At 60.8% G+C, this 16,138-nt stretch carries 17 protein-coding genes; 3 read left to right on the forward strand and 14 right to left on the reverse strand.

All coding sequences use genetic code 11. From position 1 onward, the window contains the following. Positions 1-67: 67 nt before the first annotated feature. A complete protein-coding gene (locus M2395_RS26780) occupies positions 68-835 on the reverse strand; it encodes a TerC family protein (protein ID WP_011058491.1) in 768 nt (255 codons plus the stop codon). A 67-nt stretch (positions 836-902) separates the two neighbouring features. Then, the gene (locus M2395_RS26785; protein ID WP_015633664.1) at positions 903-2,210 is read right to left on the reverse strand and encodes a CitMHS family transporter; all 1,308 of its coding nucleotides are present in this window, start codon (positions 2,208-2,210) and stop codon (positions 903-905) included. A gap of 319 nt (positions 2,211-2,529) precedes the next feature. Here M2395_RS26785 and M2395_RS26790 point away from each other — a divergent pair, with 319 nt between their 5' ends. Then, positions 2,530-2,931 (forward strand): GFA family protein, encoded by a 402-nt coding sequence (locus M2395_RS26790; RefSeq protein ID WP_019095626.1) that lies wholly within the window; start codon positions 2,530-2,532, stop codon positions 2,929-2,931. 111 nt (positions 2,932-3,042) lie between these two features. Here M2395_RS26790 and M2395_RS26795 read toward each other — a convergent pair whose 3' ends face one another. The 11 genes from M2395_RS26795 to M2395_RS26845 form a co-directional block, all read right to left on the reverse strand. Further along, entirely contained in the window at positions 3,043-5,004 is a 1,962-nt protein-coding gene (locus tag M2395_RS26795) for a DUF4105 domain-containing protein (RefSeq protein ID WP_077933161.1), read from the reverse strand. Further along, a complete protein-coding gene (locus M2395_RS26800; protein ID WP_011058495.1) occupies positions 5,001-5,321 on the reverse strand; it encodes a DUF2388 domain-containing protein in 321 nt (106 codons plus the stop codon). Before M2395_RS26800 ends, M2395_RS26795 begins: the two co-directional genes overlap by 4 nt. A gap of 27 nt (positions 5,322-5,348) precedes the next feature. Further along, a complete protein-coding gene (locus M2395_RS26805) occupies positions 5,349-5,657 on the reverse strand; it encodes a DUF2388 domain-containing protein (RefSeq protein ID WP_011058496.1) in 309 nt (102 codons plus the stop codon). Positions 5,658-5,760: 103 nt separating this feature from the next. Continuing rightward, positions 5,761-6,078: a DUF2388 domain-containing protein gene (locus M2395_RS26810; protein WP_011058497.1), complete on the reverse strand. Its 318-nt coding sequence runs from the start codon at positions 6,076-6,078 to the stop codon at positions 5,761-5,763. Between the two features lie 167 nt (positions 6,079-6,245). Beyond that, positions 6,246-6,449 carry a DUF1127 domain-containing protein gene (locus M2395_RS26815; protein WP_077933162.1) on the reverse strand — a complete coding sequence of 68 codons (204 nt, stop codon included), beginning with the start codon at positions 6,447-6,449 and terminating at the stop codon, positions 6,246-6,248. 268 nt (positions 6,450-6,717) lie between these two features. After that, on the reverse strand, positions 6,718-6,933 hold the full coding sequence (locus M2395_RS26820; RefSeq protein ID WP_011058498.1) for a DUF1127 domain-containing protein: 216 nt from the start codon (positions 6,931-6,933) through the stop codon (positions 6,718-6,720). 319 nt (positions 6,934-7,252) lie between these two features. Then, positions 7,253-8,746 (reverse strand): acetyl-CoA hydrolase/transferase family protein, encoded by a 1,494-nt coding sequence (locus M2395_RS26825; RefSeq protein ID WP_077933163.1) that lies wholly within the window; start codon positions 8,744-8,746, stop codon positions 7,253-7,255. A gap of 179 nt (positions 8,747-8,925) precedes the next feature. Continuing rightward, the gene (locus M2395_RS26830; RefSeq protein WP_041115026.1) at positions 8,926-10,362 is read right to left on the reverse strand and encodes an NAD(P)(+) transhydrogenase (Re/Si-specific) subunit beta; all 1,437 of its coding nucleotides are present in this window, start codon (positions 10,360-10,362) and stop codon (positions 8,926-8,928) included. Then, on the reverse strand, positions 10,362-10,685 hold the full coding sequence (locus tag M2395_RS26835; protein WP_005783507.1) for an NAD(P) transhydrogenase subunit alpha: 324 nt from the start codon (positions 10,683-10,685) through the stop codon (positions 10,362-10,364). Before M2395_RS26835 ends, M2395_RS26830 begins: the two co-directional genes overlap by 1 nt. Before the next feature lie 15 nt (positions 10,686-10,700). Continuing rightward, complete coding sequence (locus tag M2395_RS26840) at positions 10,701-11,822, reverse strand: Re/Si-specific NAD(P)(+) transhydrogenase subunit alpha (RefSeq protein WP_041115030.1); 1,122 nt, start codon at positions 11,820-11,822, stop codon at positions 10,701-10,703. A gap of 451 nt (positions 11,823-12,273) precedes the next feature. Further along, the gene (locus M2395_RS26845; protein ID WP_019095631.1) at positions 12,274-13,173 is read right to left on the reverse strand and encodes a LysR family transcriptional regulator; all 900 of its coding nucleotides are present in this window, start codon (positions 13,171-13,173) and stop codon (positions 12,274-12,276) included. A 159-nt stretch (positions 13,174-13,332) separates the two neighbouring features. Between M2395_RS26845 and M2395_RS26850 the strand changes: the two genes are divergently transcribed. Both M2395_RS26850 and M2395_RS26855 read left to right on the forward strand, forming a co-directional pair. Beyond that, positions 13,333-14,514 (forward strand): acyl-CoA dehydrogenase, encoded by a 1,182-nt coding sequence (locus M2395_RS26850; protein ID WP_077933165.1) that lies wholly within the window; start codon positions 13,333-13,335, stop codon positions 14,512-14,514. A 13-nt stretch (positions 14,515-14,527) separates the two neighbouring features. Next, entirely contained in the window at positions 14,528-15,748 is a 1,221-nt protein-coding gene (locus tag M2395_RS26855; RefSeq protein ID WP_123431169.1) for a CaiB/BaiF CoA-transferase family protein, read from the forward strand. A 120-nt stretch (positions 15,749-15,868) separates the two neighbouring features. On the opposite strand, the gene M2395_RS26860 is transcribed toward M2395_RS26855, so the two are convergent. Continuing rightward, on the reverse strand, positions 15,869-16,138 hold a 270-nt coding region (locus tag M2395_RS26860), incomplete at its 5' end, for a hypothetical protein (RefSeq protein ID WP_221182192.1).

The following is a 16,138-nucleotide window of genomic DNA, read 5'->3' on the forward strand; positions in this document are numbered from 1 at the left end:
AAAACAGCTTCCTGCAGACGCAGAAAAGGGGCCCGAGAGCCCCTTTTCCATTCAGCGCATTCCCGGATTATTGACCAGGAACGTCCTTGCGCAGTTTCACCGGGTCCTGCTGTTTTTTCTTTTTCGCGATGGCGGTGCGCATCTTGATGTTGATGGCTTCCACCGCCAGGGAGAAGGCCATGGCGAAGTAGACGTAGCCTTTTGGCACGTGCACTTCGAAGGCTTCGGCGATCAGGACCGTACCCACCACCAGCAGGAAGGACAGCGCGAGCATTTTCAGCGACGGGTGCTTGTCGATGAATTCGCTGATGGTCCCGGCCGCCAGCATCATCACCAGCACCGCGACGATGATGGCCGCCACCATGACCGGCACATGGGAAACCATGCCCACGGCGGTGATTACCGAGTCCAGGGAGAAGACGATGTCGATAATGGCGATCTGGATGATGGTGTAGAGGAAGTTGCCGCCCTTGCCCTTGGGCTCATCAATGGTTTCGTCCTCGCCTTCCAGGGCGTGGTACATCTCCTGGGAGCTTTTCCACAGCAGGAACAGGCCACCGAAGAACAGGATCAGGTCACGCCCGGAAATGCCCTGGCCGAAGACCACGAACAGGTCGGCCGTGAGGCGCATGACCCAGGTGATCGACAGCAGCAACAGAATGCGCGTGACCATCGCCAGCGCCAGACCGAAGATTCGCGTGCGCGCCTGCATGTGCTTGGGCATGCGGCTGACCAGGATCGAGATCATGATGATGTTGTCGATGCCCAGGACGATCTCCAGGGCAGTCAGGGTAAAGAAGGCAACCCAGATTTCCGGGTTGGTCAGCCATTCCATGTGTATTCCTTTGAGCGAGTGTTATAGCCCGGGCCGTGAGGCCGGCCCGGGCGCAGAAGCATTGCTTTTATAGAGTGCTGAACAGCGGAAAAATCCCCATCAGCAAAGCGGCGAACATTATGCACAGGCAGACCAGCACTGCCCACTTGAGGGTGAAGCGCTGGTGATCGCCGAACTCGATACCGGCCAGGGCCACCAACAGGTAGGTCGAGGGTACCAGCGGGCTGAGCAAGTGCACGGGTTGGCCGACGATCGACGCACGGGCCATTTCCACCGCGGTGATGCCGTAGTGGCTGGCGGCTTCGGCCAGCACCGGCAGCACGCCGTAGTAGAAGGCATCGTTGGACATGAAGAAGGTGAACGGCATGCTCACCAGCGCGGTAATCACCGCCAGGTACGGCCCCAGGGCTTCCGGGATCACCGCCAGCAGGCTCTTGGACATGGCATCCACCATGCCGGTGCCGGACAGGATGCCGGTGAAGATGCCCGCCGCGAAGATCAGCCCGACCACCGCCAGCACGCTGCCGGCGTGGGCCGCGACCCTATCCTTCTGCTGCTGCAGGCAGGGATAGTTGACGATCATGGCGATACTGAAGGCCACCATGAACAGCACCGGCAACGGCAGCAGCCCGGCGATCAGCGCGCACATCAGGGCGAAGGTCAGGGCGCCGTTGAACCAGATCAGCTTGGGACGACGAGCGTCGGGGTACTGCGACACGCTGATCTCGCTGTGGTCGATCTCGTCGCCCGCCAGGTGCAGTTCACCCAGGCGCGCCCTTTCCCGCTTGCCGTACATGTAGGCGATCGCCAGGATCGCCACCACGCCGGCCAGCATGGCCGGGATCATGGGCACGAAGATGTCCGACGGGTCCACGTGCAGGGCGCTGGCCGCGCGGGCGGTCGGGCCGCCCCAGGGGGTCATGTTCATCACCCCGCCGGCGAGGATGATCAGGCCGGCCATGATTCGCGGGCTCATGCCGATGCGGCTGTACAGCGGCAGCATGGCGGCCACGCAGATCATGTAGGTGGTGGCGCCGTCACCGTCCAGGGACACCACCAGGGCCAGTACCGCAGTGCCCACCGAGACCTTCAGCGGGTCGCCCTTGACCAGCTTGAGGATCTTGCGCACGGCCGGGTCGAACAGGCCGGAGTCGATCATCAGGGCGAAATACAGAATGGCGAACATCAGCATCACGCCGGTGGGCGCGAGCTTGGTGATGCCTTCGAGCATCATCGGGCCGATCTTCGGCGCGAACCCGCCGAACAGCGCGAACAGGATGGGCACGATGATCAGGGCGATCAGCGCCGACAGGCGCTTGGTCATGATCAGGAACATGAAGGTGATGACCATGGCAAAGCCAAGGAAAGTCAGCATGGGATTACTCCAGGCGTAGCGCGGCTAGGGAATGGCGAACCGGGTGGGATCAGCGCAGAACGGCAAGCACGAGGCGTACGGGAGGAGTTGCAGCGAACAGGCGGGTAGGAGCGGACATCAGAATCACCATTGTTGTTGTTAATAGGGCCGGGAGCGCGAGAAACGCCCGCTGTGGCCAACCGGTCTGTTGCCGGTAGTGGAGGCGATCCTAATGGGGGAAGCTTTCAGCCAGCTTTCGTCGCTGAAAGGAACGAACGGATGTTGCAGCAGGCGACCAGCGGCATAAAGTGATGGCTATCGGCGCCAGGGAGACATGCACATGAGAGAGTTGCACACCGGAGGCTGCCACTGCGGGCGGCTGCGTTACCAGTTCAGCGGCCCGTTGCGGGACATCGCCCACTGCCATTGCTCGATCTGCCGCCGGGTCAGTGGCGGTCTGGTGACCACCTGGATCACCCTGCCCGCCTCGGCTTTCGAATGGCTGGAAGGCGTTCCCGCCCGGTACGACTCATCTGGAAGTTGTGCGCGCTATTTCTGCGGCAACTGTGGTGCTCATTTGGCGCTGATCACCCACCTGAGCCCAGACAGCATCGATGTCACCATCGCCACCCTGGATCACCCGGAACTGGCGCCTGCAGACCGGCATATCTGGACCGACAGCCGCCTGCCCTGGGTGCATCTGGACGAGCACCTGCCGCAAGAACCGCAGGAAACCCTGTAGCCGCTGCCGCAGGCTGCGCACGAGCGCGCAGCGGTCGCGAGGCTCTCAAGGCCGCCCAGCAAGGCCCTTCGGTTCTTTTCGCAGCCTCGCAGCCTCGCGGGCTCGGCAGCGCTACGGCAGCTCCAGGCCGCCTGCCGCCTTGTGCAGCGTCCGCAGATGCTCGCCCACCAGCTTCAGGTTGGCCTCGTTGGCGGCGATTTCCGCCGCTCGGGCCGGTTCCAGCAGGGCTCGCACTTCCTTGTCCAGGTCACCGGTCAAGGATTGCAGTTGCTTCTGCCGCTGGCTGCTCTCGGACTCCAGGCGTTGCCATTCAGCGGGCTGAGGCAGGCCGTAGCCGCCGCTGCCCAGCAATTCTGCCGGGCGGCTGAGGAAGCCGCTGTTGGCGAGGATCTGCTGCAGGGTCTTGTTGGCCTGCTCCATACCACCATTTTTCAGCTCGCGAGCCCCCAGGTAGCGCTGCTTGACCTCGTCCTGAGCCAGCAGCAGTTGCCGGCGATAACTGGCCTGCTCCAGCAGCAGCAAGGCGGCGCTGGTGCGCAGGTCGGCCTGGTCGAACCAGTGCCGGCGTTCCTCGGCGCTCAGCGACAGCCAGTCTTCGACGCTGGCCTGCTTGATCGGCAGGCGCTTCTTGATCACCTCGAACATCGCCTGGTAGCGGTCGCGGAAGGAGTCGAAGCGATACCCCAGGCGCAGCGCCTCGCGCGGATCGTCGAGCACGCTGGTGTCCGCCAGCCCCCTGCCCTTGAGCACCTCCAGCAAGCCGTTGGGCATGATGCTGTCGAGGCCGATCAGTTGCTTGTTGTTGCTGCCGCTGCGCAGCAGCTTGAGGCTTTCCACTGCGCAGTTGTTGGACAGGAAGTAGTAGTTGCCGTCGTAGCTCCAATGCATCTCGGCGGCGTGCTCCACCACTTCCTCGATCTCGCTGCGTGACAGCTTCAACGGTACCGAGGCCAGGCTGCGCAGCTCGGTCTTGGTGTACTCGTCGATCACCTGGGACAGCGGCAGGACAAACAGCCGCGAAGGGTACTTGCCCACCAGGCCGTCCCAGCTGGAGAGCTGCACGTCACCGACAAAGGCGCGGTAGGACAGCACCAGGTGCTGGTCCAGGTCCAGCCGGCAATCCGGCCCGCGGGGGCGGCCCGGGGCGCAGATCACCAGGCGCAGCATGCTGTGGCCCCAGCGGCTGACCCAGTTCTGGTTGGCTTCGGCCAGCAGGTAGTCCACCGCGTAGACCCGCTCCGGGTCCACCTGCCCCAGGGGCGTCTTGGCGAAGTCGTTGCCGGCGTTGAGGAAGGCGAAGGACTTGGCGCAGCTGTCCTTGGCGGCCGGCGCCCAGCCGAAATGTTCCTGGTAATAGCGGTACAGCGCCGGGCGGCGGCAGGCGTAGCTCGGATCGAGAAGGAAGTACTCCATGTTCACCGCGACGAATTCCTTCGGGTTGGTGATCTCGTAGATGTCCGGGCTGCGGGCGACCTGACGGTTGTGCTGTTCGCGTTCGCCACGGCGGCCGACGTATTGCGGCCAACCGGCCAGATCCAGCAGCCGTGGATCATCGCTGAGGGTGAAGCGCCGGTCATTCTGGCCGCGACACTCATCCGGCAGGCCGATCAGCCCGGAGGTGCTGTTCTTGCGGGTGCAGCGCTGGATCAGGCTGCGCTCGGCTCCGGGCCACAAACGCGCGCGATCATAAATGTGGGTCAGTTCATGGAGTACCGTGGCGAGCATTTCCCGTCGCACGGTGCCATGGGGGCGGCTGGTCTTCTGGGTGGCGGCGGAGCCGTCGGTCAGGCTGGGCAGCAAGGCGCGGTTGAGGTCCAGTTCCGACACCAGGGATGCCTCGCCATAGGCGTTGTCGGGCATTCGGTCGGTCCAGCCGACATCAATGGTGCGATCCAGTTGCTGGATGAAACGCGGCGGCAACGCCTGCATCGCTTCATCCAGCAGCGCCTGGCTGGCGTGTTGCTGCGCCGGGCTCAAGCCATCGGCCTTGAGGCGCAGTTGCAGGTCGGCCTGGGCGGTGCCGCAGAGCAGCGCCAGGGTCCCGGCCAGCAGCCAGGCTAGGAGTGGTTTCACAGGGCCAGGATGGCTTCGGCAAGCACCTGGTCGCTGGCGTCGCGGGCTTCTGGCAGCTGCGTGCGCAGGGCATTGAACGCCGCTTCAAGTTGCGCGCCGCGGATATCACCGTTGCTGGCGACGAAGCTGGCGGCATCGTCGTGGGCTTCGCGCACGACTTTGGAGTCACGGATCGAAGTGGTGGTGTCCGAGGTGAAATCGATCGTGCGGCCGGAGGCGCGGACGATGATGTTACTGGTGGCCACCAGGGTGTGTGCCTGGGCCACGTCGGCCAACAACAGCAGGCCAAGGGTGGCGGCAATCAGCGGGCTACGCATGGAACGACTCCGGAAGAACAGGGATGGTTATTGGACGAGAATTGCCTGCGCCAGTTCAAGGTCGCTGGCATGAAGTTTTGCCGGGTCCTGGCGCAGGTATTCCAGCGCAGACTCCAGGCGGGCGCCGCGCAGTTGGCCGTCGGTTGCCACGAAGGCAGCGGCGTCATCCTGGGCAGCAAGCAGCAGTTTATGGTCGAAGGGCGCCGAGGTCACCTGGCCTGTCGCGTAGACGGTGACAACCAGGCTTTGGGTGGTGAGGTCGAATGCCTGCACCGAACCGGCCCAACAGGCGGCGATCAATACGGGAGCGGAAAGCGAAATACGGAACAAACCCAAGAGTCTCGACAGCTGAAAACCAGCGCCAAGGCTAGCGCAATGCCCCTTGGAGGACCAGCGCAGAGGGTTTCAGGTGCGCCGGGGCACCTGAAACCGAGACGCTTCAGATTGCCAGGATGGCCTGGGCCAGCTGTGCATCAGAGGCCTGCAACTGAGGCGCTTGCTGGCGAATGTGGGCAAATGCGCTTTCCAGTTTTACCCCGCGAATGGCGCCGTCGGTGGCGACGAAACTGGCGGCATCATCCCGGGCGGCACGGACAATCTTGTTGTCACGCAGGGAAGAAGTGGCATCGGAGGTGGCGTCGGTGGTGGCCTTGAGCGCGCCGACAATGGCGTCGGTGGTCACGATCAGGCTGGTGGCGTGGGCATTGGCAGCCAGGGCCAGCAGGGCGGCGGCGCTGAGCAGGCGGAGACGGGACATGGGTAACTCCTGTGAATGAACAGACAATTTAAGGGCGCTGAGTGAGACGCCGGGCAGCCACTGCGAGGTGCTGTGTCTGATTGCTCTGACGCAGTTCGAATGAAAATCGCCACGTCGCCTCAGATATTAGGCTCAGCGGCCCCATTCGCACAGCGTTGCGGCAGGCCTCAGCGCCAAAAGGGTTTGTGCAGTTCCGCTGCCCGATCGCTGTGGCTGATGCCGCTGTCCGAGAGTTGTCGTTCATCCATTTGTGCCAGCAAGTGACGGGTGCGGGCCCGCTCCCGTGTGTTGGCGAGCGCCGTGAGCCAGCGCTTGAAGGGCGTGCAGTGAAGGTTGGTGCCAGGGGACGAGTGCATGATGCTTGCCTCCATGAGCAGCCGAGCGATGAGCTGGCTGCAACCTCATGGTGCGGCGGTTCGATGCGGTGATACAGATACACTCGAGCTAAATTGTACTGGTTAATTGTTATATTTTATAAAACTGTACCTGTCCCGATGAAGCGGGCTGTATTTCAGCTGTGTAGCGCGTTTTCCGCGGCCAGAACGACAAGACCCGTCGCGGTTTCCCGCGACGGGTCTTGTTGTTTGCAATTCGGGGTGCTGGCGGTGGACCCGGTGGGTCAGGGCCAGCGACGCTGAGTTAGCGCCAGAACGGCTTGCTCAGCTCTTCGTAGCGTTGTGCTTCGCTGATCCCGGCATCGGCCAGCAGACGCGAATCCAGGCGAGCCAGTTGATGGCGGCTGGAGATGCGGCGCTGCCACAGCATCAGGTTGGCGATAACGCGCAGAGGCAGGGAAGCCTGGGTTTTTTCAGCTTTGTCTTCGAAGAACAGTTCGGAACTGAGTGTACGTTCCATGGTTGACATCCTTCCGCTTGTGGCGGGATCAGGTAGTGGTTTAACTGGTGCCCATGATCCTCTTCCCGCGCAAGACTCTGTAGATACAGTTCACCTGTATTGTGAAGGACCAGTTAACTGTTTATAGGGGCTGTACTGTTCGGAAAAGGCGCAACTGTACCTGTCAGCACCTTTATGGTGCATTTCGGTGCTTTTTGATGGGAGGCAAGTGGTTTTAGGCGGGGAAAATACCGGTACAGCAGTACAGTTTTTGGCGGTCTCTGGTGGGCGGCCGGCAAGCTGACGAAACTGTGTTTGCGTCAGCTGCCAACTGTATCAATCACTCGACGAGCATTTTCCCGGTTTCTTCCAGGTTGATGTGCCAGCTCAGGGCATCACGCAGGATATGCGGCGTGTGACCACCCAAGGCGCAGGCCTTGGTGAAGTAGTCATTCAGTGCGTCGCGGTAGGAAGGATGCACACAGTTGTCGATGATCACCCGGGCCCGCTCCCGCGGCGCCAGGCCGCGCAGGTCCGCCAGGCCGATCTCGGTCACCAGGATGTCGACGTCATGCTCGGTGTGGTCCACGTGGCTGACCATCGGCACCACGCTGGAAATCGCCCCGCCCTTGGCGATCGACTTGGTGACGAAGATCGCCAAGTGTGCGTTGCGGGCGAAGTCGCCGGAGCCGCCGATGCCGTTCATCATCCGCGTGCCGCAGACGTGGGTGGAGTTGACGTTGCCGTAGATATCGAACTCCAGCGCGGTGTTGATGCCGATGATACCCAGGCGGCGCACCACTTCCGGGTGGTTGGAGATCTCCTGCGGACGCAGCACCAGCTTGTCCTTGTAGCGTTCCAGGTTGCCGAACACGTCGGCGTTGCGCCGGCTCGACAGGGTGATGGAGCTACCTGAGGCGAAGCTGAGCTTACCGGCGTCGATCAGGTCGAAGGTTGAGTCCTGCAGTACTTCGGAGTACATGGTCAGGTTCTCGAATGGCGACTCGATCAGGCCGCACATCACCGCGTTGGCGATGTTGCCGATACCGGCCTGCAGCGGGCCGAGCTTGTTGCTCATGCGCCCGGCATCCACTTCCTGCTTGAGAAAGTCGATCAGGTGGTTGGCGATGCCCTGGGTCTCGCTGTCCGGGGTGGAAACAGTGGACGGCGAATCCGACTGATTAGTGATGACGATGGCGACGATCTTTTCCGCTGGGATCGGAATCGCGGTGCTGCCGATGCGATCGTCGACCTTCACCAGTGGGATTGGGGTGCGGGTTGGACGATAAGTCGGGATATAGATGTCGTGCAGGCCTTCCAGGTTCGGGTTGTGCGCCAGGTTGATCTCGACGATCACCTGCTTGGCGAAGATCGCGAAGCTGGCGGAGTTGCCCACCGAGGTGGTCGGCACGATATGGCCCTGTTCAGTGATGGCGACAGCTTCGATCACTGCAATGTCCGGCAGCTTGAGCTGCTGGTTGCGCAGTTGTTCGACGGTTTCCGACAAGTGTTGGTCGATGAACATCACTTCGCCAGCGTTGATCGCCTTGCGCAGGGTGCTGTCCACCTGGAACGGCATGCGTCGGGCCAGCACGCCAGCTTCGGTGAGCTGCTTGTCCAGGTCGTTGCCCAGGCTGGCGCCGGTCATCAGGCTGATTTTCAGTGGCGTTACCTTGGCCCGTTCGGCCAGGGCATGGGGCACGGCCTTGGCTTCACCGGCGCGGGTGAAGCCGCTCATGCCGACGGTCATGCCGTCCTCAATCAGAGCGGCAGCGTCAGCGGCGCTCATCACCTTATCCAACAACGAAGGCAAGCGGATACGATCACGGTACATGGATTGTTATCTCGGGCAACGGAAGCAAGAAGCGCAGTCTAGTGATTTCAAAAAAAAACACCGCGCGACAAAGGTCGAATGAAAGGCCCTGATCTAGAGCCTTCTGTCGGCTTTATGGAGTAAATAAAAAACCCCAGCCTACTAAAGGCTGAGGTTTTGGGTATTGCGCTACAGCAGCTTTATTCGACGGCTTTGACCATGTCTTCGATGACCTTCTTCGCGTCGCCGAAGACCATCATGGTCTTGTCCAGGTAGAACAGTTCGTTGTCCAGGCCGGCATAGCCGCTGGCCATGGAGCGCTTGTTGACGATGATGGTCTTGGCCTTGAAGGCTTCGAGAATCGGCATGCCGGCAATCGGCGACTTAGGATCGTTCTTCGCCGCCGGGTTGACCACGTCGTTGGCGCCCAGCACCAGCACCACGTCGGCCTGGCCGAACTCGGAGTTGATGTCTTCCATCTCGAACACCTGGTCGTAAGGCACTTCGGCTTCGGCCAGCAAGACGTTCATGTGGCCGGGCATGCGCCCCGCTACCGGGTGGATCGCGTATTTCACGGTCACGCCGCGGTGGGTCAGCTTCTCGGTCAGCTCTTTCAGCGCGTGCTGGGCGCGTGCCACCGCCAGGCCGTAGCCGGGAACAATGATCACGGTATCGGCGTTGGTCAGCAGGAAGGTCGCATCGTCGGCTGAACCGGATTTCACTGGGCGTGCTTCCTTCGAACCTGCCGGGCCGCCGGCATCGGCTGTGTTGCCGAAACCGCCCAGCAGGACGTTGAAGAACGAACGGTTCATCGCCTTGCACATGATGTAGGAGAGGATTGCACCGCTGGAGCCCACCAGCGAGCCGGCGATGATCAGCATCGAGTTGTTCAGGGAAAAACCGATCCCTGCTGCCGCCCAGCCCGAGTAGCTGTTGAGCATCGACACTACTACTGGCATGTCGGCACCGCCGATCGGGATGATGATCAGCACGCCCATGACGAAGGCCAGGGCCAGCATCAGGGCAAAAGCACCGAGGTTGCCGGTGACCATGAAGGTCACGCCCAGGCCGAGGGTGGCCAGGCCCAGTACCAGGTTGAGCTTGTGCTGCCCGGCGAACTGTACCGGTGCGCCTTGGAACAGGCGGAACTTGTACTTGCCCGACAGCTTGCCGAAGGCGATCACCGAACCGGAGAAGGTGATGGCACCGATGGCTGCGCCAAGGAACAGCTCCAGGCGGTTACCGGCGGGAATCGAGTCGCCCAGGTGCTTGACGATGCCCAGGGACTGAGGCTCGACCACGGCGGCAATGGCGATGAATACCGCGGCCAGGCCGATCATGCTGTGCATGAAGGCCACCAGTTCCGGCATCTTGGTCATCTCGACACGCTTGGCCATGATCGAACCGGCGGTACCACCGATCAGCAGGCCAACGATGACGTAGCCGATGCCGGCGGTCGCCAGTTCCGCGCCCAGCTTATAAATGAGGCCGATGGTGGTCAGTACCGCCAGGGCCATGCCCAGCATGCCGAACAGGTTGCCGCGTCGGGACGTGGTCGGGTGCGAAAGGCCCTTGAGCGCCTGGATAAAGCACACCGAGGCGATCAGGTAGAGGGTTGTTACCAGGTTCATGCTCATTATTTCTGCACCTCTTCTTTCACGGCTTTGGGCGCTTTCTTCTTGAACATTTCCAGCATGCGACGGGTGACCAGGAAGCCGCCGAACACATTGACCGCAGCCAGGGCCACGGCCAGGGTGCCCATGGTCTTGCCCAACGGGGTCACGGTCAGGGCGGCAGCCAGCATGGCGCCGACGATGACGATCGCGGAAATGGCGTTGGTCACTGCCATCAGGGGGGTGTGCAGTGCGGGTGTAACGTTCCAGACCACGTGGTAACCGACATAGATCGCCAGCACGAAGATGATCAGGTTGTAGATACCGGGGGAGATAAGCTCTTCCATCGTCTGAATCCCTGCTTAGGCGTTTTTGCGGATGACTTGGCCGTCGCGGCACATCAGGCACGCGGCGACGATGTCGTCTTCGAGGTTGACTTCGAACTGCCCTTCTTTGGTGAAGACAAGCTTCAGGAAGTCCAGCAGGTTGCGGGCGTACAGCGCCGAGGCGTCGGCAGCCACTGCCCCGGCCAGATTGGTCGGGCCGACGATGGTCACGCCGTGCTCGACTACGACCTGGTCAGCCACAGTCAGTGGGCAGTTGCCGCCCTGAGCGGCTGCCAGGTCGATGACCACCGAACCGGGCTTCATCTGGGCCACGGTATCGGCGCTCAGCAGGGTCGGTGCCTTGCGGCCCGGAATCAGCGCGGTGGTGATGACGATATCGGCCTGTTTGGCGCGTTCGTGCACGGCCTGAGCCTGGCGCTGCATCCAGCTGGCCGGCATGGGGCGCGCGTAACCGCCGACACCGACGGCGCACTCGCGCTCTTCGTCAGTCTCGTAAGGCACGTCGACGAATTTGGCGCCCAGGGATTCGATCTGCTCCTTCACTGCCGGACGCACGTCCGAAGCTTCGATCACCGCACCCAGGCGCTTGGCCGTGGCGATGGCCTGCAGGCCGGCAACACCGGCGCCGAGAATCAGCACCCGGGCAGCCTTCACCGTACCGGCGGCGGTCATCAGCATCGGCATGAAGCGCGGATAGTAGTGGGCAGCCAGCAGCACGGCCTTGTAGCCGGCGATGTTGGCCTGGGACGACAGCACGTCCAGGCTCTGGGCCCGGGAGGTGCGGGGTGCGGCCTCCAGGGCGAAGGCGGTGATCCCGCGCTCGGCCAGCTTGGCGATGGTTTCATTGCTGAACGGATTGAGCATGCCCACCAGCACGGTGCCGCTCTTGATCAGCGCCAGTTCGCTGTCGCTGGGCGCCACGACCTTGAGAATCAGCTCGGCGCCAAAGGCATCGTTGGCGCTGCCAATGGTGGCTCCTGCCGCTTCATAGGCACTGTCGACCACGCTGGCGTTAATGCCGGCGCCGCTTTGCACAGTGACTTTATGACCCTGGCCGATCAGCTTCTTGATGGTTTCCGGGGTTGCAGCAACCCGTGTTTCACCCGTCTGGGTTTCGAGAGGAACACCAATGTGCACGTCAAATCTCCTGCTTGATCTTATTGCTTTCGATCTTTCTTAGAAGGCCAGCGCACTTCGGAGGGTGCGGCTGGGGCGGCCGATCAGCACGATCCCGCTGAAATCACAGCGGGGCGCGGCATTTTGCAGGCGAACTTTGAGGCCTTCAAGGGATTCTGACTAGTGACGGAAAATTAACTACAAGTCACCCCGTGACCGAATGTCGCAACGTACCAGGTTAAAGCCTTGTAAGCCGTGCCTTTCAAGGCTTTGCTATGGAAAATAAGATTTTTCTCATCCGTGACATGAATAGTCTTACATTGCCCTTGAATAAACCCTACAAGCCGCGTGGTTAGGCGCTTGTAGAACGATTGTTCAAGGTGTCGGTACAGTCTGTGAAAATGCGACAAATAGTTATATCTGTAGGGTTCTGATTTATTTGACTACGGGGTCAGCTATTGGCTGTGAGCCTTTATTTTTCAAGGTTGTAGCTGTTTGCCTGGTTCACCAGCCAGTCGCGAAAAGCCCGTAAAGAGGCCGATTCCACTTTGCGTTCGGGAATCATCAGGTAATACGCCTTGATGCTCGAGAGTGCCTGGGGGTTGGCAATGACCAAGCGTTTTTCGGCCAGCTCGCGCTGGATAAGGAAGGGCGGAATCAAGGCGATACCCATGTCGTGCATGGCTGCCTGGGCGAGCATGGAGAATAGCTCGTAGCGCGGGCCTGTCATGTCGCGGGGGATATTCAGCTGCTGTGAGTTGAACCATTGCCGCCAGGCATAAGGCCGCGTGGTCTGCTGCAGCAGGGGCAGTTCGGCTATGGCCTCGGCGCTCAACTCTTGCTGCTTGCCGAGCATTGCCGGGCTGCACACCGGCATCGGGTTTTCGCCCATCAGCCAGTGAGACTGGGTACCCGACCAATCGGCGTCGCCAAAGTAGATGGCGGCGTCGAAGGGGGTGTCGGCAAAGAGGAAGGGGCGCGTGCGGTTGGTCAGGTTGACCGTGACTTCGGGGTGCTGCTGCTGGAAGTCCTTCAGGCGTGGCAATAACCACTGCGTCCCGAAGGTCGGAACCACCGCCAGTTCGATGACGTTGGCCCCCTGCTGACCCATCACTGAAAGTGTGTCGCGCTCCACTGCGTCCAGTTGTGTGGCGACCCGGCGGCTGTAGGACAGCCCGGCCTCAGTGAGCTTGACGCCCCGTCGTGAACGCCGGAAAAGTTCCACCCCGAGGAACTCTTCAAGGCTGGCGATCTGTCGGCAGACCGCACCCTGGGTCAGGGAAAGCTCTTGGGCTGCCTTGGTAAAACTCTCATGACGTGCCGCGGCTTCGAAGCTGATTAAGGCGGTGGTACTGGGGATCTTTCTGCGCATGTACGGTAATCTCACTAATAGATGCTGTAAAAGGCGGTTTAGGCCATTACGAAGTGAGAAATTAGCACAACACTATGCGAAATCCTCGTTTGCCTGGGGGCGCGCCGTAGGCCTAGGATCTGTTCCACGATAGTTGACCTACTTCACGAGGATTCACTCATGGGCGGTAAAGCAAGCTTCAACTGGATCGATCCCCTTCTGCTGGACCAGCAACTCACCGAAGAAGAACGCATGGTCCGCGACAGCGCCGAGCAGTTCGCTCAAGACAAGCTGGCACCACGGGTTCTGGAAGCTTTCCGCCATGAGAAGACCGACCCGGCCATCTTCCGGGAAATGGGTGAAGTCGGCCTGTTGGGCGCTACCATTCCTGAGCAGTACGGCGGCAGCGGCCTTAACTATGTGTGCTATGGCCTGATCGCTCGTGAAGTGGAGCGAGTGGACTCCGGCTACCGCTCGATGATGAGCGTGCAGTCGTCCTTGGTGATGGTGCCGATCAACGAGTTTGGTACCGAGGCGCAAAAGCAGAAGTACCTGCCGAAACTGGCGTCCGGCGAATGGATTGGCTGCTTTGGTCTGACCGAGCCGAACCATGGATCTGACCCGGGTGCGATGATTACTCGTGCACGCAAAGTGGAAGGTGGCTACAGCCTGACTGGTAGCAAGATGTGGATCACCAACAGCCCGATTGCTGATGTATTCGTGGTTTGGGCCAAGGATGATGCCGGCGACATCCGTGGTTTTGTCCTGGAGAAAGGCTGGAAGGGCCTGAGTGCACCGGCGATTCACGGCAAGGTCGGCCTACGGGCCTCGATCACCGGCGAAATCGTCATGGACAACGTGTTCGTGCCGGAAGAGAACATCTTCCCGGATGTGCGTGGGCTCAAAGGACCTTTTACCTGCTTGAACTCGGCGCGTTACGGCATCTCCTGGGGCGCCTTGGGGGCTGCGGAGTTCTGCTGGCACACCGCACGTCAATACACCCTTGATCGCCAGCAGTTCGGTCGTCCTCTGGCGGCAACCCAACTGATCCAGAAGAAGCTGGCGGACATGCAGACCGAAATCACCCTCGCCCTCCAGGGCTGCCTGCGCCTGGGGCGGATGAAGGATGAAGGGACTGCGGCGGTGGAAATCACCTCGATCATGAAGCGCAACTCCTGCGGCAAGTCCCTGGATATCGCGCGCATGGCCCGTGACATGCTGGGCGGCAACGGGATCTCCGATGAGTTCGGTATTGCTCGTCACCTGGTGAACCTGGAAGTGGTCAACACCTACGAAGGTACTCACGACGTGCATGCGCTGATTCTCGGGCGTGCACAAACCGGTATCCAGGCGTTCTATTAATAGGAGAGCGGCCATGGGCGCGTTATCACATCTGCGGGTACTGGATTTATCGCGGGTACTGGCTGGGCCGTGGTCCGGGCAGATCCTTGCGGACCTGGGGGCCGAGGTGATCAAGGTCGAGCGTCCGGGTAATGGTGACGATACACGCGCCTGGGGGCCGCCCTTCCTTAAAGATGCCTATGGCGAGAACACCACGGAGGCTGCCTATTACCTGTCGGCCAACCGTAACAAGCAGTCAGTGACCATCGACTTCACGCGCCCTGAGGGGCAGCAGTTGGTGCGTGAGCTGGCTGCCAAGTCGGATATCGTCATCGAGAACTTCAAGGTAGGTGGGCTGGCGGCTTACGGTCTGGACTATGAGTCGCTCAAGGCCGTCAATCCGCGGCTGATCTATTGCTCTATCACCGGTTTTGGTCAGACCGGGCCCTATGCCAAGCGCGCGGGTTATGACTTCATGATCCAGGGCTTGGGTGGTCTGATGAGCCTGACTGGGCGACCTGAGGGTGATGAGGGGGCTGGGCCGGTAAAAGTGGGGGTGGCCTTGACCGACATCCTTACCGGGCTCTACTCCACTGTGGCGATTCTGGCGGCCCTGGCTCATCGAGATCAGGGGGGCTGTGGTCAGCACATCGATATGGCATTGCTGGATGTGCAGGTCGCTTGCCTGGCCAACCAGGCCATGAACTATCTGACCACGGGGGTCGCACCCAAGCGCTTGGGTAATGCGCACCCTAATATAGTGCCCTATCAGGATTTTCCGACGGCGGATGGCGACTTCATCCTCACCGTGGGTAATGACGGGCAGTTTCGCAAGTTTGCCGAGGTGGCAGGTCAGCCGCAGTGGGCGGACGATCCTCGGTTTGCCACTAACAAGCTGCGGGTAGCCAATCGGGCGGTGCTGATTCCGCTGATTCGCCAGGCCACGGTGTTCAAGACTACGGTGGAGTGGGTGAGTCAGCTGGAGCTGGCTGGGGTGCCTTGTGGGCCGATCAATGATCTGGCGCAGGTGTTTGCTGATCCACAGGTCGTGGCTCGAGGCCTGGCTGTGGAGCTACCACACGCGTTGGCTGGGATGGTGCCTCAGGTGGCTAGCCCGATTCGTCTTTCGCAAACCCCCGTTGAGTACCGTAACGCCCCTCCTCTATTGGGCGAACATACTGCAGAGGTTCTGCAGCGTGTCTTGGGGATGCGGGTCGAGGCTGTGGACGCCTTGAGGCATTCGCGAGTGGTGTAGCGCTGCCCTTCTATATATAGAGGCGCACCCTGTGCCTCTATATAGTCTTGTAGAAGCACCCTTAGAGGGTTCTTTTGAGCTTATTCATAGAAAATGCAAATTAAGTGTTGACGGCAGATTCTACAGGTCTATAATTCGCCCCACTTCCGGCGCAGTCGAAACGGAAAACTCCTTGAGATTCAATGAGTTACGCAGTTTTCGATAGCGGTTACGCTTCAGTTCATCGAAGCCAGAAGCAGTTGGTAAGGCAGTCAGTTTTCGCCTTATTAACGATTCGATCCTCTCGGTCGAAAGCGGTGTTGACAGCAGCGTGTAACGCTGTAGAATTCGCCTCCCGCTAACGAGAGATCGGAAGCGCAAGTGGTTGAAGTTAAAAAGGAAACTTTGAAA

Source organism: Pseudomonas sp. BIGb0176 (genome assembly GCF_024810175.1).
GTDB lineage: Bacteria > Pseudomonadota > Gammaproteobacteria > Pseudomonadales > Pseudomonadaceae > Aquipseudomonas > Aquipseudomonas protegens.